Here is an 18376-nt window from a genome sequence, read left to right as displayed (position 1 = left end):
TGTTGTTCCCGAGGTGAGGGAAAATTTTGTTGCGCCGACTATCCCGCTGCGTCGGGCTTCGGAGTTTGGCTGCTCAGCTCCAGCGTTCAAAGAACTTCGTCCTGATGCCGAGGTAAAGCGGTGCGGGCAATAGGCCAATCCCGACATAACGGTGGATGTAGACTGCTGCGATAAGGACGAGGGCGATGCCGCTGCCGCAAATGACGCCGATAGCGGACATCGAGAAAGCGCGTCTTAATCAAGGTCGGTCACCGCGATGCCGCCAACATTACGTCCGCCGCATCATCAATGACATAGGTCGCATAGCGATGGTCGCGGATCAGGCTTATCTTTTGCTCCCGCCATTCGAGCAGCATGAAATAGCGAGGACCATCAGACGGTTCGGCTGATACCAGCAATATTTCCCGGCCTTCCAGCCAGGCCGGTTCGAGCCTGACCGGCGGATATTCGGCATAATAGGTGAAAAATCGACCGACGTCGGCGGCACCCGAGATTTCCGGCCGTCGCGCCTGACGAAGCCGAACATCCTCGGCCAGCAGGCTGCGCAAAGCGTCCCAGTCCCGGGCGTTGAAGAGCGCTGCAAAGTTCAGGACCTCGGGACTAGGCGATGGCGCAACCTCGGACCGCACGTCGGAAATGGCTCGCAATCTCGCCCGACCGCGCGACAGATGGGCCTTGACTGCATCGACGCTCAGGTCCAGCAGCGCTGCGATGTCCGCGAGCGACTCTCCCAACACATCCTTGAGGATCACCGCGCTGCGTTGCGGCACCGGCAAGTCTGCAAAATGGCCCAGGGCGACCCGCACCGTGTCCTGCCGGATCAGCGCGTCCTCCGGGCCGACGGCGCTGATATCGGCCAGATCAAAGGCCATCTCAAGGGGCTCGGATCGGCGCGTACTGCGCTGGCGCAGGGCATCTATGGCTCCGTTGTGGACAATGCGAAAGAGCCAGGGTCGCAGCGGGGCGCCCGGCGGGATCGAGCCAGCCGTCGCAAATACCCTGGCAAACGCGTCCTGAATCACATCCTCGCCGTCGATCACCGACCCTACCAGACGAGCAGCATAGCGATGCAGCTCGGGGCGAAGCGCGTCCGCTTCGCTGGCAAGCGCCGCGAGCAGAATTTTCCTCGCTTCGGCTTCGAGAGCAGCGTTTTCCGTCATTCGATGACCGTCACACCCGTATCGCCGCGCACGGCATAGACCATAGCCTCGGCGAGAGCCGTCTTGCCGATCAGGTCGGCAACCGTATCACCGAAAGCCCGCGGCGTCATGTCCGGCCAGGTGGCGGCCTGTTCGGCAAATGTCCGACCCGCCGCCGCGGCGTAAGCCCCGATGCCGGTATCACCCACGCCGGTTCCGGCGAACATCTGCCGGGGAACGATGACCCGGAAGCGCAGACCCAGGCCGAGTTGCGCCGACAGGCCCTCGGCATATTTTGCAATGAACCACTGCGCGCGCTTGGCTCCCGCATAACCGCCCGATAGCGGCGACCCCTGCACGGCCGCTCCGCTGGAGACCAGGACGACAAGCCCGCCCGGCGTCATCGGCAGGGTCAGGGCAGCCTGTACCCAGTGGAGCGCGGCCTTGACGTCCACATTCCAGTTGGTCGTGAATGCCTCCCAGCCAATCCGGTCGATCCGTTCCATGAGCGGTTCCGCACCGGCATTCATGATGACGAGATCAGGTCGCGTCTGCTCCATGATCCGCCATGCGGCATCGACATCGGTTGCATCAGCCGATATGGCGGTGACGGTCGGTTGCTCGGCTGGCCCCTGCGCGGCCGCGGCGTTGCGGGCGACCACGGTGACTTCGGCCGCGCGAGCCACGAATGCCTCGGCAAGCCCCCTCCCCAAGCCGCGGCTCCCGCCGACGACCACAATTCGCTTTCCTTCCAGATCCATGTCTCAGTCCTCATTCGGGTCGGATTCGACCGCTCGACGACGGTCGCTACAACGACGTTCCAACGAGGTGAAAAGAGTCATGGTCATCTGCGATTTTCGCAGGCCAGTGTCTAAAAGTCTGACTCGACCGAAATTCGACGGTGGTGGCAACTGCTACCGTATAGCGAAAAATTCTCGTCATCCACATCGTCATGTTTTCACCACCGAGAAGAAGAGGAACCGCGGCGTGGTCGTCAGGTTTTGATAGGCCCGCGGAAACAGCGTGCGGGCGCGAGGATCGGGCTGCGGCTCGCTGACGATGTCGATCTGAAATCCAGCCGTTTTGAGTGCGTCGAACATGGCGTGCAGCGGCCGATGCCAGAAGCGCATGGCGATCTGCTTTTCGCCGCGCTGCCAGGTCTCGTCAAAACTGTAGGTCTCGAAATAATTGTCGCGGCCGCTCGACGGGTGATCCATGAAGGGATGGTGTGTCGAGAAAACCAGGCGGCCGCCTTGCGGCAGCAGCCGGTTGAATTCCATGAGCGGCCCCGACCAGTCCGGCAGATAATGCAGCACCAGCGAGGCGAGGATCAGATCGAAGGCTTGATCCTCGAACGGCAAAGCTTCGCTGAGATCAGCCGATAGCAGGCGCGCGCGCCCTTCCAGGCGGCGTTGCGCGATCTGCAGCATGCCGGCACTGGCATCGATCCCGGTCACCACAGCCCCACGCTCGACAAGCGCTGCCGCATGCGCCCCGCCGCCGCATCCCGCATCGAGCACGGAAAGCCCGGCGACCTCGCCGACCAGGGCAAGAATGGCCGGCCGCTCGTAATAGGCATTCCAGGCGTTGGCCTCATTATCCGCGTCGTATGCCGCCGCGAAGGCATCATAATCATTCTCGGCCAAGATTTTCCCCTTCTTCAATGACCGCTTCGGCTCATTGCCCCCATGTCCTGACACGCCGCCGTGTTTGCCCCAGGGCTCACCCCACCCTCCGTCCTCCTCGGGCTTGACCCGAGGATCCACGGCGGGCTCCGTCGGCGGCGGGCATGGATCCCAGGCTCAAGGCCTGGGATGACGGAGATTGGGGATGTGTTTTCGCCAAACTCCCGGCCTGCGCAACGGATGGCGCGTCGGCGTTCTATGTGAACCGCAGTCTTTACGTTGCCTCTGTTGCCCGCCAGGCCCGGTGCGTCGCTGTATTTGCCCCAGCGCTCACCCCACCCTCCGTCCTCCTCGGGCTTGACCCGAGGATCCACGGCGGGCTCCGTCGGCAGCGGGGATGGATCCCAGGCTCAAGGCCTGGGATGACGGAGGTTGGGGAGACGTTTCGCCAAACTTCCAGCTGAGGCTAAACCTTGCCCAGATGCTTCGGCCAGAATTCCTGATGCACTTCGGCGGCTTCGTCTTCGAGGTTCGTCGGGCCAACCACAGTGACGATGCGTGCGCCGGTTTGCAGGATCGTCCGGCTCGGCACGTTCAACCCGATGCCGGCGATCTCGCCAAGCCGCGTTTCGGAGCACGCAAACACCATACGCCCGATGCCCGACCAGTAAATCGCCCCGGAGCACATCGCGCACGGCTCCGTGCTGGTGTAGAGCGTGCAGTCGGCGAGAAAAGCAGTGTCGTAGTGCTGCGCCGCCAGTTTCACCAGGTTCATCTCGGCGTGGTTCGTCATATCATGGCCTGTGAAGACACTGTTTTCGGCACGCAGGATGACCTCGCCGTCCTTCACCAGCACCGAGCCGAATGGTTCGTCGCCCCGGTTCATCGCAGATTTCGAGAGCGCAATCGCCTCGCGTAGAAACGGCTCGTGGTTTTCCATCAGAGTCTCCCCAAAAGCTAGAGCCGGACGATCTTGTCTTGAATCGGAGGGATTTCCAAGGGCTGCAAATCCGATTGAGGATCGGCGATCCGGATCGCGGCACCCGCCTTCTGGTCGCCCAGCAAGGTCTGCCGGCTGGGGACCGCCGCCGGATGTCTCGTGCAGCCTGGCTAGTCTTTCAATTTCCGTTTGACGCTGCTCCAATGCAACCGTCTAACTATAAGCGCGAGAGTGGTTTTCTCGATCAGTTGCAAGGGGGTACAATGCTCAAAACATTCTCGTTACAGGGTAGGCTTGGTCGTCTTCGCTATTTCCTGTTCACCGTGGCAGTCATCGCTATCGCCGCGATCACGATATTCGCGCTCACGCGCCTGCAGACGCAGATCGGACCTCGGCAGGCGTATTCAATACAGGGGTTAATCGCTCTGACCTATGTGCTGGCTATCATCGCCAGCATGTGCCTGATGGTGAGGCGACTGCATGACTTCGATCAGAGCGGCTGGTGGACCCCTTCAGTCTTCGTGCTTTACTTGGTCCAAGGCTATTACGAGGCAGTTGGCTCCCTCACGGCGGTCATTCTCACGGGTATCTTGGTGCTGGCGGCCTTTCTTGCAATCATCCTCACTCCTGGCTCGAGGAACCCCAACAGGTTTGGCGAAGTGCCCGGCTCGGCCGGAGCGCCCGTTTAGGTTTGCTCGGCGGATAATGGCCGCCGCGGGCAAGGTCTGCCGGCTGGGGACCGCCGCCGGATGTCTCGGGCGTGCAGGGCACCCGCACTTCCGCTGCCCCACACTCCAACCCTTGCCACCTTACAAAAATGTATAGCCCCCGCGAGGTCTCCGTGAGGTTTGGAGCGCAGCTTGGCGCCATCATTGCCAAGTCGAGGTCAGCTCTCTCATGAACATGCGCGCCACACCTGCCGCCCTGATGCCGGCGATCCATCCGGTCAGCCTGCGGGTCGACACCTATCTGATCAATCTCGACCGCGCGCCGTTGCGCCGGTTTCGGATGGAGCGCCTGCTTGTGGGCATCGGCCTTGCCTTCGAGCGGGTGGCGGCGGTGGACGGAGCGGGGCTCAGCCTGCCGCATCCGGATTTTGACGAAGCCTCCTATCTGAGCCGGCATGGCCGCCGGCCGAACCCTTTCGAGATCGGCTGTTTTTTTAGCCACGTCGAATGCGCCAGGCGCTTCCTCTCCGGCAATGCCGAATTCGCGCTCATCCTGGAAGACGACCTCGATGTCGACGACGATCTTGCCGAGGTGCTCGAGGCCGCCCTGCAGCACCAGACGCGCTGGGACATCCTGCGTCTTTCCACCGTCAACACCGGGCGCAAGCACAGGGTGGAGCCGCTGACGGCGTCGCGCTCGCTCGCTATCGCGCTGACCCGCGAGAAGGGCTCCGGCGCCTATCTGATCAACCGCAGGGCGGCCGGCTGGATTGCCGGCGCAATGCTGCCGATGCGGCTGCCCTATGATCTCGCCTTCGACCTGGAATTCGACGAGGGCTTAAGCGCCTGCTTCGTCGATCCGCTGCCGGTCAGCCAGAGGGCGGATGCCAGCTCGCAGATCCAGTCAGGGCTTTCGGCCTACCGGCTTGGCCGCCGCCGGCCGTGGAGCGTTCTGCCCTATCGCACTGCTGCCGAAATACGCCGCTTTGCAGCCCGCTTCAGCCGCCTCGCGGTGTCGAGGGTGAGCGGTCGGGACCGCTCACCCGGGATGAAAGGTCAGGATCGCTCGCCGGGATGAGCGGTCAGGATCGTTCTCCCGAGAGTAGGGGGAAGGCGATCGAGACGATGAGGCCGGGTTGACTGTCTCCCATGGTGATCTCGGCCGCATGCAGCTCGGCGATCGCCTTGACGAGGCTGAGCCCGAGCCCGCTTCCGGGCGTCGTCCGGCTCTTGTCCAGCCGATAGAGCCGTCGGAAGACCTTGTCCCTTTCGCCGGCGGGAATGCCGGGGCCGGTATCGGCGACCGAGAGGATGGCGCGATCGTGCTCACGGCGCAGCGAAACCGTGATCACCGTTCCAGCCGGGCAGTGGTTGATCGCATTCTCCACCAGGTTGGCGATCATCTGGGTCAGCAGATCGCGGTCGCCGCGGATGATGGCGGGAGCGCGCGCCGTTATCCGCAGCGACTTCTGCGCATCTTCGGCGACATCGACATAGACCTCGGAAATCACCGCAAGCACGGCATCGAGATCGGTCGGCTGGAAACGCTCCTTGCGGGCGCCGGCCTCGATCTGGGAAATGCGCAGCAGCGCCTCGAAGGTGGCGTTGATCCGGTCGCTCTCGTTTCTCGCTTCGTCGAGAAGGGCCGACACATCCGCCTGCCGGTCATTGCCCGCCACCGCGGCATCGAGCGTCAGCCGCAGCCGGTTCAGCGGCGTTTTCAGATCATGGGCGATATCGGTGCTCACCTGCCGCATGCTCTCGACCAAGGTCTGCAGCCGCACCAGCGCCGCGTTGATCTGGATCGCCACCGTATCCAGATCGTCGCCGTTGCCGCTGATCGGAATGCGGGCGTCGAGCGCGCCGTGGGACACGTCGTTCATGGTGTTGGCCACCCTGTCCAGCCGCGCCTGGGCGCGAACGGCGAGAAAGGCGCCGCCGCCGATCGCCGTCGCCACGACGATCGCCGCGGCCCATTCGAAACTTTCAAGCACGATCCTCAGCATCTCGTCGACATCGTTGAAGTTGTCGCCGACCACCAGGCTGTAGGGGCCGATCGTCGACACCTGCATCCGGTAGCGTTCATGCCCCTTCAGCCCGACATCGCCCGAGCTGACGGTATAGACGCCGTTCGGGATGGGCGGTGCGGCGAAATTGCCGGCGAGCTTCTTGCCGGCATGGTCGGTCAGCGAATAAAGCCCGTCGGAGGTCGACTGGAAGCTCGCATAATTGTTCAGCGTGTTGACGAGATCCCCGGTGTCACCGGGCTCGTAGGTCGAAACGATCAGCGAATTCATCTCGGTGAGCGACTGTTCGAGATCGCGGGAGAGGCCAAGGTCCAGCATGTGATAGATGATCGCGCCGCTCAAAAAGAAGGTGACGACGAAGAGCAAGCCGAAGGTGACGGCAAGCCGGAACGGCGTGCTCCGGCGCAGGCTGGAGAACGATGCCAAAAATCCTGTGGGGTTGGGAGCCATCATGTTCTAACGCGGCGCATGCAGGCTGTATCCGGTGTTGCGGACCGTGTGCAGAAGCTGGGCCTGGAACGGTCTGTCGACCTTGGCCCTCAAGCGGCTGATATGGGTCTCGACGACGCTGGTCTTCGGATCGAAGTGGAAATCCCAGACCCGCTCCAAAAGCATCGTCTTGGTGATGACCCGGCCTTCGCCGCGCATCAGCACTTCGAGCAGGACGAACTCACGCGGCTGCAGCTCGATCACTTGGCCGGCGCGGCGGGCTTCGCGGCGGATCAGATCGAGCTCGAGATCGGCAACCTTCAGCACCGTCTTCTGCTCCTGCACCGGCGGCCGGCGGCCAAGCGCATTGACGCGCGCCATCAGCTCGGAGAAGGCGAAAGGCTTGGTGAGATAATCGTCGCCGCCCGCCTCCAGCCCTTCGACCCGGTCGTCGACGCCGCCGATCGACGTCAGGAACAGCGCCGATGTGCCGATCTTGGCAGCCCGGAGCGAGCGAACGATCGCCAGCCCATCGAGCCCCGGCAGCATGCGATCGACGACGATGACGTCATAGGCCTCGCGCTGCGCCTGAAACAGCCCATCGCGGCCGTCGCCGACCACGTCACAGACATGGCCTGCCTCGGAAAGGCCCTTGGCGATATAGTCGGACGTCTTGGTATCGTCCTCGATAAGCAGGATTCGCATCGGCCCGATCGTTCCCGGCATGCCTGGAGCGGGCAATTTAGCCGAGGCGGCGGCTTGGCCACAACTTACGGATTGGTAAGGTGCGGGGGCCCTGCTCAGTCTGGGCCTTCTGCCGTGGAATTATCCCGCAGGGTATATGTTTCCAAAGGCTCTATAGGTTCAATTGCGGCCATGAAGTTCTCGACCTCAGGCCCCCGATTAGTAAGATGCCTTCGCGACGACAGACGGAAACGGGATGCCATGACCATTAAACCTACACTGCAAACCGGTTCTCAGGACGAGTTCATTGGCAGGGAGAAGCTGATTGCCCATTCGGAGGAATTTCGGCCACGCGTCGTCCACGTCACCGACGGGGTATATGCCGCCATCGGCTACTCGGCCAGCAACGTCACCTTGATTGCCGGCCGGGGAGGTTCGATTATCGTTGATACCGCCGCCAATCCTGTTGATGCGACGGCCATCGTAGAGGCGTTTGGTTCTCACCTCGTTCGTCCCGTTCAGGCGATCATCTATACCCATAATCACCCCGACCATACGGGCGGTGCGACTGTGTTCGCGGGCAATGAGAGCCCAGGAATTTATAGCCACGAGCTTTTGCGTTCTGCGACACCCAGCATGGGTCGCGGTCAGCGCGATGGAGGCGATGCCTTCGGCATGCATCTTCCGGCCGAGGACTTCATCAACGCGGGCACGCAGTTGGAATACGGCAGGACGATGCCTCATACCCGCCAAGGCTTTTTGCCGCCGACCAATACGTTCGATGGTGATGAGAAACCCATCACTATCGCAGGTATCGCACTTCAACCGATTTTGACCCCCGGGGAAGCGGACGACAACATTTCGGTATGGCTCCCGGAGCAAAAGGTACTCATCGCCGGCGATGTCTTGCTGAAGACTTTTCCGAATATCGCTCCGTTGCGCGGCCTGCCGACGCGCCCGGTAGACAAGTGGATCGAGAGCTTGGACAAGCTGCTCTCGCTCGAACCGGATTTTATTGTACCCGGCCACATGGGTGTGATCGAGAATGCGGCCGATGCTCGCAACGCACTGACGGCTTATCGGGATGCCATCAAGTTCGTGTACGAAAAGACGATTGAAGGCATTGCCAAGGGTATGACCCCTGACGAGCTGGTGCAGCAAATCAAGTTGCCTGAAGAACTAGCGCAGCATCCCTACCTGCAGGAATTTTATGGGACCGTGCCGTGGTCGATCCGTGGCATTTATTGCCAGAATGCAGGCTGGTTCGATGGTAACCCAACCAATATTTGGCCCCTTGCTGCGAAAGAGCGAGCGGGAAAACTCGTAGCGATGTCGGGCGGCTCCGCCAAAATGCTGGAAAGTGCTGAAGCGGCGCTCGCAGCCGGTGAATTTCAGTGGGCTGCAGAGCAAGCGGACTATCTGCTCGACCTCGAGCCCGGCAACCGCGCGGCGATGACAGTCAAGATGAAAGCGCTGCGCGAGCTAGGGGAGCGCCAAATGAACGCCACTGCTCGAAACTATTATCTATCGGTCGCCAATAACTTGAAGGCTCGCTATCTGGACGACGGTGATGGTCTCCGTAGTCCAGCCTGAAGAAACGGATGCATAATCGTGTAGATATAACGCGCTACTGCGCGAAGTTGCCGTCCGTCATGGTGGCAGCCTTGGGGCGGCTTGCTCAATGAGCGAGAGAGATGGCGCTTAAACCCAAGCTCGTAAAATCCGCGCAACTACGCGCCATTCAACGTCGGTTAGATCATAGCGGCTCATCCTGGAATCTGAATCAGGTTCCGCTACTACAGGAAAGTCTCAGCTCCAAACGAACGCAAAATTAGACCGTCAGGCTAGGGATGAAAGACCACTCCTCGGCCATGAACTCAAGCGTTTCGTCGCGAAAATAATAGAGGAAATGTCGGGAGTTAGCGGTGTCTGCCCGGATTGTCTCCCAAGGCACGGCATCGCGGATCGTGTCGTGGCCAACTAACTCATAGAACTCGCCCCAACGCGGGGCTATGCCACTGTAGCGACTATGGCCATCTACCTTATACCATTCATGATCGTTGGTGTCGTCCCAGCGCCACCGGCTGCAACCAATGAAGCTTAGAGTGCCCCATGTCTCATCAAACTTCGGACCGGCCTTCGAAAATAGGTTCAAAGCCCTGAGAATACCCGACGGTTTTCTGTCTTGCCGGGCCTATACGAGCGGAAACAGACGTTGACCGAGGGGCCTGCAACTGAAACCTGAGGCTCTGGCGCATTTGGCTCGGCGACCCAACCTTGGCCGAGCTGTTGTTCTACAAACTTAAGCATGGACTACGACTAGTCGATTTGCATGACGGGTTCCACCCAGGGCGGTCATCAAGACTTATGGGTTCACGGCCTAGTCCTGTTGTGGGTCGGCCTCGATCGCCCGGATGTATCTCGCGATTGATCGCTCCACGACATGCGATCCTTCGCGTTTGATCGTCCTGCCTGAAAATCCTCCATAGATCGCCTCGAACCGGAAGGGACGCACCGCTTCTCCTATGCCTTTCACCGCGCGCGCATTTAACGGTATGAGGTTCGGATAACTGCGCATGAAGCTGACATATCTGCGATCGAGGGTTACCTGCATTGTGTCACCAGCAAACAGCGCACCCCGTCCGTCTTCCAGCCAGGGGCAATAGAGCACCGAACTGCCGGCGAAATGGCCGCCGCAGCGGACCAGGGTCGCCTGGTTCAATTCGAAGATTTCGCCCGTCCATGGGCTGAGTGCCGGCCCTGATCTCCGCACCCATTGGCGATCATCGGCGTGGACATAGACAGGCACGTCGCCAAGGGCTTCACTCCACGCCATCATCGACGAATAGAAATGCGGGTGCGAAATCGCGATGGCCGCAAGGCCGCCCATGGCAGCAATTTTCGTGATGCTGGTCTCGTCCAGCAGGCTGAGGCAGTCCCACAGAATATTGCCGTCGGGGCCTTCGATGAGGAAGGCTCGCTGGCCGATCCCGAACTCTGGTGACATCTGAAGAGAGTGAAGGCCCTTGGCTTCCTCGGTCCAGAGTATTTTATGGGTCGAGCCGATGACCGCCATGTTCGTCCATGCCTGACCTGATGGCGGCACGAACTGTCGATCATCTTCGCAAACGGGACAGGCAGAGGGTGGCTCCGTGCTTTCGCCGAACTGAGTGCCGCAGGCGGTGCAGATATGACATGTCATGGTCAGGTTCCTCGCAAGCTTGGTACGTGTTCAGGGCCAGCATCCCGGTCGTATTCGACGATTTGGCCGGGATCACGTCGGTAGAGCCACAGCCCACCCGCGTCCCGGAACAGCTTCGACAGGACATGCAATCCGATCATCCCGCGCGAGCGCCCAGGCATGAATATCGGCATCGCTGTCGATTTCACCTCGCTGACGCCCGCCGGCATCCGGCACGGCTCTGTCAGCGTTCGTAGCGGATGAAAGAGGTGCGTCGCGCCAGCGTATCGTAGAGCGCACGACCATCGGCGTTGAACTCCTGCGTCATCCAATAGACGGTGGCCGCGCCGGACGCATCGGCGTAGTCGTAGACCGCCTTGATCAGGGCCCGCCCGGCGCCACTGCCGCGCGCCTCAGGCGAAACGAACAAATCCTCGAGATAGCAGACGTCGTTGGCTGCCCAGGTCGATGGATGGAACAGATAATGGGCAAACCCGATCAGAGCGCCGTCGCGCTCGGCCACCAGCCCATGCGGCTGGCATCCGGGATCGACCAGGCGCGAAAAGGCGAGCGACGTGAGTTCCTCCGGCAGGCGGTGGCGGTAGAAGCGCAGATAGCCTTGCCAGAGCGGCAGCCATTGTGCCTCGTCCGGCGAAGCGATGGGGCGGATCACGGTCGTCATGGGGTGTGGCTTTCAAGGTTATCTGGCACTGAATTCATCCAGTGCCATTTTTGCGATGAAAATCACAACAATTCTCGCCGCAAAAGTCAGGATACTTACATATGTACAGAGACGGATGACGTGAAGAGCGCACTCGGCGACATAGGCAGGTTGACCGAGAAACTCATGTTCTGGGCGCCGCATGGTTCGCAGGTTTGCCATGCGCCACTCGCGGTGACACGCGCCATGCTACCCTTGTCGATGCGCGGCTTCCGGGTCATAGGTCATGGCCCGTGATTTCCTTGAGAACATAACGCCATGGCCGATCCCGCCTTGAAGGACCTTTCCAGCAATCGGCCAGCGGCGTTTATCTGCGGAGCGGCTATCGGCACCCTTGGTGGCCTGATCGGACTTGGAGGAGCAGAATTCCGTCTGCCCCTTCTGATCGCTCCGTTCGGCTTTGCAGCGTTGGAGGCGGTGATCCTCAACAAGGCCATGAGCCTGGTCGTCGTAGCATTCGCTCTGCCATTTCGGGCGGCGACGGTTCCTTTCGACCAGATTGCGGCGCATTGGCCAATCATCGTCAACCTCCTGGCCGGAAGTCTCGCGGGTGCCTGGCTCGGCGCGGGCTGGGCGACGCGACTGAAGTCCGAGACGCTCTACAAGGTGATCGCCATCTTGCTGCTCATGATCGCGGGCGTGCTGGTGTTAGGTCACGACATCTCAGCCGGGTCGGCCCTTGTGACGGGGACTGCGCAGATCATAGCAGGCGTGGTCGCGGGGCTCGTGATTGGTATCGTGGCATCCCTGCTCGGGGTCGCGGGCGGCGAGCTTCTGATTCCAACCCTCATTCTTCTCTTCGGCGCAGACATCAAGCTCGCAGGTAGCCTTTCCCTGGCTGTCAGCCTGCCGACGATGGTCGTCGGCTTTACCCGCTACAGCCGTGACCAAAGCTTTGCCGTCATCAGAAGCAACCGTATGTTCCTGCTCGTCATGGCCCTTGGATCGATCCTTGGCGCGTTTATCGGCGGACAGCTCCTCGGCATCGTCCCGAGTGTCGTGCTGCTGCCTGCCCTTGCTGTGATCCTGGTGATTTCCGCAATCAAGGTATGGCGGCACGCATGACCGCGGGCGTCCTGCCGCAACCTCATGACCTTCAGCGGTCCTGCGACAGGAATCTGGCAGCAGTTGATCGATCCGGCTCTGTCTGTGGCCGTTGACGATGGCGGTGAGCGTGGCGGTCCGATAGGCCAGCGGATCAACGCCGTTGAGTTTGCAGGTTTCGACGAGCGAGGCGATGGTCGTTCAGTTCTCTCTCAACCGTCGCCAAACTGATAAGGGGGGTTGACGGTATCGTGCAAAAATCAAGAATTCTGCCCCATGCGGTTGGCCTGGAATGGCAGGGCTTTTCAGAGTGGACCGTGTGAGACGAAGCACGGGGCGCGTTCGCCCCGCCGTGTTTTATCGTTCGAAATTCGAGGTTTCTGCTGCTCTACTGACGGCGGCGTCGTCCCGCGTACCTGCTGTTTGCGGTCTAAACCCATGCTCATGATGATGCCACCTATTCAAGGGGCCATCAACTACGGGCGTGAAGACAAGTAAAGGGTCAATGTTCGAGGCCTATTCACACTCAAACCACGAGGGACTGATTGCGGCCAGCTGCATTGAGAAGGAAGCCCGGTTTGGGCCAATGTCGGACATGGCGAGAGGCTCGACTACAGATGCTTGATCACTCGGGCTGGCACCCCGGCTACCATAGAGTTCGCCGGGACGCTTCGACTAACCACTGCACCGGCTGCAATTACGGCATTCTCACCAATGGTGACGCCTTGGAGGATGGTAGCCGCAGCGCCGATCCAGACATTCTTGCCAATGATGACAGGTGCCGCAGTGATACCGTTTCGACGCTTCGAAGGAGACACAGGGTGTCCCGCGGAAACAATGGTTACCTTCGGCCCTATCATTACGTCATCGCCGATAGCGATGCCGCCCATATCCATGAAGTGGCAACCCTGGTTGATGAAGACGTTGGCTCCCACGCTTATGTTCAAGCCGCAGTCGGTCGAGAAAGGAGGGATCACCATGAACCGATCGCCCACTGGCTTTCCTACTAGCTCTTCAAAGGCGGAGCGCAGGCCGGGAAGATCGTCGAAGCCGATCGCGCTAAGTCTTGCCGATAGGCGGACCGCCCGTTGCACATTTTCAAAGCGGGCGCGACCTTCGGCGGAGCGGGCCGAACTTGTCATATGCTGGTATCCCGGCGATTCGGCGCAATTATAGATGATGTCATTGGAAAATGAGAGAAAAGGGCTTTAGCCCATGTCCGCTATGGGCTAAAGGAGGCAAGCACCCTTGGCCGCTTCACGCAACTCCTAGATTCGCGTTTTAGGCAATTCCTAGCGCTACCGCGCAGCCTTAAGCTGGAGACGGGAGACGCCTGCAGCCACATTCAGGCCGGTTCCGGCTTCACCGCTGAGTGGTTGCAATGCGTAGTTTTTCGCATTTCCTCCCACCAGCGCGTTGGCACCGAGGCCGACGCCGACGGACGCACTGGCTGACGCGCCGACATAGGTACCCGCAAGGGCGCCGTCGCCTACGCGCGTAGGGGCAGTATTGACGACGACCCAGCTAAGGTACGATTTGCCGGTTACGCCGATATCAAGGCCGAGCTTTCCGATCGTACCGGTGTAGTGCTCAACCTTGCCGGTCTTCTGCTTGAAGCTGCAGTCGATCGCCTTGCTCGAACCGAGGACCATGCCGACGCCACCTGCGACTTCGCAAGACAGGGTTCCAAGACGGGTCTTCGGTGTATTTACGACCTGCTGAGCGGCATGCTTCGGTTGCTTGGGCTGGCTGGCAGCCTCTGCTGCCGGGACGAACGAGGGAACGACGCCGAGGGTAGCTGCGGCTGCGGTCATCATGAGCTTGTTCATGGGATTTTCCTTTCATGAATACCGCGGTAAACGCATTCCAACAAACTTCGTTCAAGCGCCGACTGGGGCTTTTCCTTCGAGAAGTCGACAACCCTGCCGGATTCGAAGCGGCGGCCGCCGACGTAGATCCGGGCGGCGGACTGGTATGCGGCGGCTTCGCTGCCCGGCGGACGGACGACGGCGATCGATAGCTGTAACCGCTCCGCCCGGTACGGAACCGTCGTCAGCAAGCTCATCGAGGAGGCGGCACAGACCGCGGTTTCGAACAGCGGCGACTGGGAGAGCACCGGGAGCATCATGACGAGGCTCGTGAAGCCCGGAGGCGATTATCATCATCTCCGCGTCCTCGTCGTCGACGAGGACGGCGTCTGCAAGATTTCGGGCCGCACGATCCAGTGTGTGCTCGGCAAGATGAATGCGTTCGTCCGTGACTTCTTGCTGTTCGGGGCGGACTACGCCGAACGAAGGCACATGCGCGCTCTGCGTCAGGTCGCCGCACGACCGAGCGTCTCGAAGCGCTGCGCGCCGACCCGTTTCCCACGCTCTCGCTGGAATTCGATGATGGAGAACTTTGTCAACAGGACCTAGTCCGGCATAACTTGACGCTGTGGACTTGAATTGAACACAATCAGCGGCTACATACGGCCCATCGGCATCGCTGGTGAGTGCTCCACAGGAGCGTTCGCGACGCCGAAGTCGTTAATCTGCCCTTGACCACGGATGTACTGGCACTGGTGTGAAGAGCGATGTTGAGAAGGTCGGTGCGTTTCGCCCGGCCTTTTTTATTGTTCGGAATTGCAGAGTGCGCGCCCGATCGATCCTTCCAGACATTTTCCCTAAAGATTCTGATAGCGATGTCGGGAGCGATGGCCCATGCACGTCCTGGAAGGAAATCGAACGACAAGTGGGAGAGTACAAGCATGGCGCTCAAGCGGATGGACAACGTAGGGATCGTCGTCGAAGACCTCGACGTGGCGATTGATTTCTTTCGCGAACTGGGCCTCGAACTCGAAGGGCGGGCCACGATTGAGGGAGAGTGGGCCGGGCGCGTCACCGGACTGGGAGATCAGCATGTCGAGATCGCAATGATGCGCACGCCGGACGGACACAGCCGGCTAGAACTCTCCCGCTTCCTGCGGCCGACTGTCGTCGCCGATCACCGCGATGCCCCGGTTAACGCGCTTGGCTACCTCCGTGCCATGTTCACCGTCGACGACGTCGACGAGACGCTTGGACGACTGCGTGCGCGGGGCGCGGAGCTAGTGGGCGAAGTCGTTCAGTATCAGGAGTCCTATCGGCTTTGCTACATCCGCGGGCCTGAGGGGCTTCTTGTCGGACTCGCGCAGGAGCTCAACTGAGCAGCAAGAGCGGTTCAGCTTTTCACGGAAGCGCAGAACCGCTCTAAATTTTTGTTTTTACGCAATTCCGGACGGAAAACCGCTTCGCACTTTTTCTGGAATTGCTCTAGCCATCCTTCGCCCGTCTCCACTTCACGAGATATCCAAACCCCGGCACGATCAGAATGCCACCGATCACCCATTCGATCAGGGTCAATGGACGCTCGTCCGGATCGTGTCCTGTGAGATAGAGAAAAAGAAAAAAGGCAACGAAGCCCGCAGCTATCAGAGCCAGTGCGATCAGCAGGTCCTTGCGCGAACTTTGCATGGAAATCCTCTTCGAGAGTTTAGATTTTCGGGGGAGCAAGCTAGTGGACTTAACCGGCCGTGGCGGTTCTTCGAGAAGCTGGAATGATGGGCACCTTTCCGTTGCTACACAATTCCGCATATTTCAACACTCGCAATCGAAGATCATCGCTTAAGACTCGTGCCATCATCTACCTCTCCAAAGTGAATCTTGAATCGGCTTCGACCTGCGCCGTCATTCATCGATCGCAGGATCTGCTCTCGTCGCTGATTTCCCCGACAAGCTCCCATATGTCGACCTTCTCGGCGCGTCCCTTGACCGGGGCCAGGCCGAAGGGGCGAAAGTCGAAGCGGTCGGCGACGGCGGCGCGGGTGGCGGCGCTTGTCAGGATCGATGTGTTCAGATCCTTGTTCATGCCTTCCAGCCGTGATGCCACATTGATCGTATCGCCCATCGCCGTGTACTGCTGACGCGAAATCGCCCCGAAGCTGCCGACGACGGCCGGGCCGGTGTGCAATCCGAATCGCGTCAGGAGCTCGGGGCGGCCATTGCTGAGATTGGCTTCGTTCAAGCCGTCGACCGCCGCTTTCATCGCCAGTGCGCATCGCCAACCATGTTCGGCATGGCTGATATCGTCGACCGGGGCATTCCACATGACGAAAATGGAATCGCCGAGATATTGCACGACGGCCCCGCCATTGCGCTCGGCAATGCTTGATAACTCATGCATGGCGGAACGAATGGCGATGTCGGATGCTAAGATAGCGGCTGGTCTGCCGGTGGATTATTTCGATTACGGAAAAGGGCGACACGAAGTCTCATTATGGTGGGTGCGCTATTCACAGTAGACTCAGAATAAGCGGTCAACAGCCATCAACCTCTGCATAGATGTCAACACCTGAAACTCATGGCAGCGCTGGCCGAAGTGGGCCGTGTCGCGCTCGTTGCAGTCAGTCAGCCACACTTCTCGCGGATGACGCCGCGCGGTGATCCGCGCGGGCTGAAGACTTTATCGATGAGTGTTATCTCTTAAATCCCCGACCCATCGAGCTGCTGGGCGTCGTCGCCTTCCCAGGGGGAGGGCATCGAGATGCGAGCGAGATTGGCCGAGGGCATCGGCATCCAACACTTCAATTCCGGCTCGGCGGCCGGCGCGGCGGGCTTCGCGGCGGATCAGATCGAGCTCGAGATCGGCAACCTTCAGCACCGTCCTCTGCTCCTGCACCGGCGGCCGGCGGCCAAGCGCATTGAAGCGCGCCAGAAGCTCGGAGAAGGCAAAGGGTTTGGTGAGATAATCGTCGCCGCCCGCCTCCAGCCCCTCGACCCGATCGTCGACGCCGCCGATCGACGTCAGGAACAGCGCCGATGTGCCGACCTTGGCCGCCCGCAGCGAGCGGACGATCGCCAGCCCGTCGAGCCCCGGCAGCATGCGATCGACGACGACGACGTCATAGGCTTCGCGCTGCGCCTGAAACAGCCCATCGCGGCCGTCGCCGAGCACGTCGCAGACATGGCCTGCCTCGGAAAGGCCCTTGGCGATATAATCGGACGTCTTCCGATCGTCCTCGATAAGCAGGATCCGCATCAGCCCCGATCATTCCCGGCATGCCCTAAAGCACTCTAGCTGAGGAGGCGCTTTGGCGACAACTTACGGATTTGTAAGGTGGGGGCGGGGACGTCCTCGGCAGACGGCGCTGCTGGAAAAATCGATCCGTATGGTTTTATGCCTGTCGTCTGCCCCAGTCAGCAGAAGACAAGTTTCACCAGACCGCTTACGTTTGATATATGAGATTGTTGCTTGTCGAAGATGACCGGATGATTGCCGAAGCCCTGCTGAAAGGGTTGGGGCGGCATGCCATATCCGTGGATTGGGTGACGGACGGAAAGGCTGCGCTGGAAGCCGTCGGCTTTGTGGAATACGGCGTTGTCCTGCTGGATCTCGGGCTGCCCCGGATCGATGGCATGCAGGTGCTGGAATCGATCCGCAAGGCAGGGAAAGGCGTTCCCATCCTCATCCTCACCGCACGCGACGATCTGCCAAGCCGTGTGAAGGGCCTTGACCTCGGCGCCGACGACTATGTGCTGAAACCTTTCGAGCTCGATGAGCTGCTGGCCCGTATCCGGGCGGTGATGCGCCGCAAGGCCGGGCATGCCCAGTCGCTGATTCAGGCGGGAGAGGTGACGCTGGATCTCGCAACGCATGCTGTAACGTTCAGGGAGGCAACGGAAACCCTGTCTGCGCGGGAATTCGCACTTCTGCGGACACTGGCAGAGCGACCGGGTTTGATCCTCTCGCGCGGTCAGCTTGAAGAGCGTATCTACGGCTGGGGCGAGGAAATCGAAAGCAATGCGATAGACGTTCTGATCCATTATATCCGCAAGCGCTTCCATAAGGATGTTATCCGCAATGTGCGCGGCGCCGGCTGGATGATCCCGAAGGCCTGA

General features: G+C 60.5%; 20 protein-coding genes and 3 pseudogenes. 7 read left to right on the top strand and 16 right to left on the bottom strand.

What is annotated here, in order from left to right; genetic code table 11:
- Nucleotides 1–73: 73 nt before the first annotated feature.
- From HJB83_RS14775 to HJB83_RS14755, 5 genes are all read right to left on the bottom strand, one after another.
- A complete protein-coding gene (locus tag HJB83_RS14775) occupies nucleotides 74–220 on the bottom strand; it encodes a hypothetical protein (RefSeq protein WP_221116964.1) in 147 nt (48 codons plus the stop codon).
- Nucleotides 221–248: 28 nt separating this feature from the next.
- Nucleotides 249–1160 carry a sigma-70 family RNA polymerase sigma factor gene (locus tag HJB83_RS14770; RefSeq protein ID WP_221116965.1) on the bottom strand — a complete coding sequence of 304 codons (912 nt, stop codon included), beginning with the start codon at nucleotides 1158–1160 and terminating at the stop codon, nucleotides 249–251.
- Nucleotides 1157–1900: an SDR family NAD(P)-dependent oxidoreductase gene (locus HJB83_RS14765; RefSeq protein ID WP_221116966.1), complete on the bottom strand. Its 744-nt coding sequence runs from the start codon at nucleotides 1898–1900 to the stop codon at nucleotides 1157–1159. The genes HJB83_RS14770 and HJB83_RS14765 overlap by 4 nt, the downstream gene beginning before the upstream one ends.
- 189 nt (nucleotides 1901–2089) lie before the next feature.
- Nucleotides 2090–2785, bottom strand: a complete 696-nt coding sequence (locus tag HJB83_RS14760) for a class I SAM-dependent methyltransferase (protein ID WP_221132205.1) — start codon at nucleotides 2783–2785, stop codon at nucleotides 2090–2092.
- Nucleotides 2786–3230: 445 nt separating this feature from the next.
- Nucleotides 3231–3704, bottom strand: a complete 474-nt coding sequence (locus HJB83_RS14755; protein WP_221132204.1) for a nucleoside deaminase — start codon at nucleotides 3702–3704, stop codon at nucleotides 3231–3233.
- A gap of 263 nt (nucleotides 3705–3967) precedes the next feature.
- Here HJB83_RS14755 and HJB83_RS14750 point away from each other — a divergent pair, with 263 nt between their 5' ends.
- Both HJB83_RS14750 and HJB83_RS14745 read left to right on the top strand, forming a co-directional pair.
- Nucleotides 3968–4393 (top strand): DUF805 domain-containing protein, encoded by a 426-nt coding sequence (locus HJB83_RS14750; RefSeq protein ID WP_221132203.1) that lies wholly within the window; start codon nucleotides 3968–3970, stop codon nucleotides 4391–4393.
- A gap of 208 nt (nucleotides 4394–4601) precedes the next feature.
- Nucleotides 4602–5450 carry a glycosyltransferase family 25 protein gene (locus HJB83_RS14745; RefSeq protein WP_221132202.1) on the top strand — a complete coding sequence of 283 codons (849 nt, stop codon included), beginning with the start codon at nucleotides 4602–4604 and terminating at the stop codon, nucleotides 5448–5450.
- Nucleotides 5451–5454: 4 nt separating this feature from the next.
- Here the strand turns inward: HJB83_RS14745 and HJB83_RS14740 are convergent, their stop codons facing one another.
- A complete protein-coding gene (locus HJB83_RS14740) occupies nucleotides 5455–6852 on the bottom strand; it encodes a HAMP domain-containing sensor histidine kinase (protein ID WP_221132201.1) in 1398 nt (465 codons plus the stop codon).
- 3 nt (nucleotides 6853–6855) lie between these two features.
- On the bottom strand, nucleotides 6856–7533 hold the full coding sequence (locus tag HJB83_RS14735; protein ID WP_207583313.1) for a winged helix-turn-helix domain-containing protein: 678 nt from the start codon (nucleotides 7531–7533) through the stop codon (nucleotides 6856–6858).
- Nucleotides 7534–7773: 240 nt separating this feature from the next.
- Between HJB83_RS14735 and HJB83_RS14730 the strand changes: the two genes are divergently transcribed.
- A complete protein-coding gene (locus HJB83_RS14730; protein ID WP_221132200.1) occupies nucleotides 7774–9105 on the top strand; it encodes an alkyl/aryl-sulfatase in 1332 nt (443 codons plus the stop codon).
- A gap of 787 nt (nucleotides 9106–9892) precedes the next feature.
- Here the strand turns inward: HJB83_RS14730 and HJB83_RS14725 are convergent.
- Both HJB83_RS14725 and HJB83_RS14720 read right to left on the bottom strand, forming a co-directional pair.
- Complete coding sequence (locus HJB83_RS14725) at nucleotides 9893–10714, bottom strand: MBL fold metallo-hydrolase (protein WP_221132198.1); 822 nt, start codon at nucleotides 10712–10714, stop codon at nucleotides 9893–9895.
- 223 nt (nucleotides 10715–10937) lie between these two features.
- Nucleotides 10938–11375: a GNAT family N-acetyltransferase gene (locus tag HJB83_RS14720; protein WP_207583317.1), complete on the bottom strand. Its 438-nt coding sequence runs from the start codon at nucleotides 11373–11375 to the stop codon at nucleotides 10938–10940.
- Nucleotides 11376–11672: 297 nt separating this feature from the next.
- On the opposite strand from HJB83_RS14720, the gene HJB83_RS14715 reads away from it, so the two are divergent.
- The gene (locus HJB83_RS14715; RefSeq protein WP_207583318.1) at nucleotides 11673–12479 is read left to right on the top strand and encodes a sulfite exporter TauE/SafE family protein; all 807 of its coding nucleotides are present in this window, start codon (nucleotides 11673–11675) and stop codon (nucleotides 12477–12479) included.
- A gap of 54 nt (nucleotides 12480–12533) precedes the next feature.
- On the opposite strand, the pseudogene HJB83_RS14710 reads toward HJB83_RS14715, so the two are convergent.
- From HJB83_RS14710 to HJB83_RS14695, 4 genes and pseudogenes are all read right to left on the bottom strand, one after another.
- Nucleotides 12534–12653, bottom strand: a pseudogene (locus HJB83_RS14710) (transposase domain-containing protein); the annotation flags it as partial.
- A gap of 416 nt (nucleotides 12654–13069) precedes the next feature.
- Entirely contained in the window at nucleotides 13070–13600 is a 531-nt protein-coding gene (locus HJB83_RS14705) for a sugar O-acetyltransferase (protein ID WP_207583319.1), read from the bottom strand.
- Between the two features lie 156 nt (nucleotides 13601–13756).
- Nucleotides 13757–14287, bottom strand: a complete 531-nt coding sequence (locus tag HJB83_RS14700; RefSeq protein ID WP_221116975.1) for a DUF992 domain-containing protein — start codon at nucleotides 14285–14287, stop codon at nucleotides 13757–13759.
- On the bottom strand, nucleotides 14284–14586 hold the full coding sequence (locus HJB83_RS14695) for a hypothetical protein (RefSeq protein ID WP_221116976.1): 303 nt from the start codon (nucleotides 14584–14586) through the stop codon (nucleotides 14284–14286). The genes HJB83_RS14700 and HJB83_RS14695 overlap by 4 nt, the downstream gene beginning before the upstream one ends.
- Here HJB83_RS14695 and HJB83_RS14690 point away from each other — a divergent pair.
- Together HJB83_RS14690 and HJB83_RS14685 are read left to right on the top strand one after the other, a co-directional pair.
- Entirely contained in the window at nucleotides 14585–14875 is a 291-nt protein-coding gene (locus HJB83_RS14690) for a hypothetical protein (RefSeq protein WP_221132197.1), read from the top strand. The two genes, HJB83_RS14695 and HJB83_RS14690, sit on opposite strands and share 2 nt — an antisense overlap.
- A gap of 332 nt (nucleotides 14876–15207) precedes the next feature.
- Entirely contained in the window at nucleotides 15208–15645 is a 438-nt protein-coding gene (locus HJB83_RS14685) for a VOC family protein (protein WP_207583322.1), read from the top strand.
- Between the two features lie 106 nt (nucleotides 15646–15751).
- On the opposite strand, the gene HJB83_RS14680 is transcribed toward HJB83_RS14685, so the two are convergent.
- The 3 genes and pseudogenes from HJB83_RS14680 to HJB83_RS14670 form a co-directional block, all read right to left on the bottom strand.
- Nucleotides 15752–15952, bottom strand: coding sequence for a hypothetical protein (locus HJB83_RS14680; RefSeq protein WP_221116978.1), 201 nt, complete (start codon nucleotides 15950–15952; stop codon nucleotides 15752–15754).
- 217 nt (nucleotides 15953–16169) lie between these two features.
- Nucleotides 16170–16652: pseudogene (locus HJB83_RS14675) on the bottom strand (adenylate/guanylate cyclase domain-containing protein); the annotation flags it as partial.
- Between the two features lie 423 nt (nucleotides 16653–17075).
- Nucleotides 17076–17516, bottom strand: a pseudogene (locus HJB83_RS14670) (response regulator); the annotation flags it as partial.
- A 200-nt stretch (nucleotides 17517–17716) separates the two neighbouring features.
- Here HJB83_RS14670 and HJB83_RS14665 point away from each other — a divergent pair.
- Nucleotides 17717–18376, top strand: a complete 660-nt coding sequence (locus HJB83_RS14665) for a response regulator transcription factor (RefSeq protein WP_221132196.1) — start codon at nucleotides 17717–17719, stop codon at nucleotides 18374–18376.

It is taken from the genome of Rhizobium sp. NZLR11 (assembly GCF_019685115.1).
Taxonomy (GTDB): Bacteria; Pseudomonadota; Alphaproteobacteria; order Rhizobiales; family Rhizobiaceae; genus Rhizobium.
Note: the sequence above shows the minus strand (reverse complement) of the source record. Positions and strands in the feature narration are given on the sequence as shown.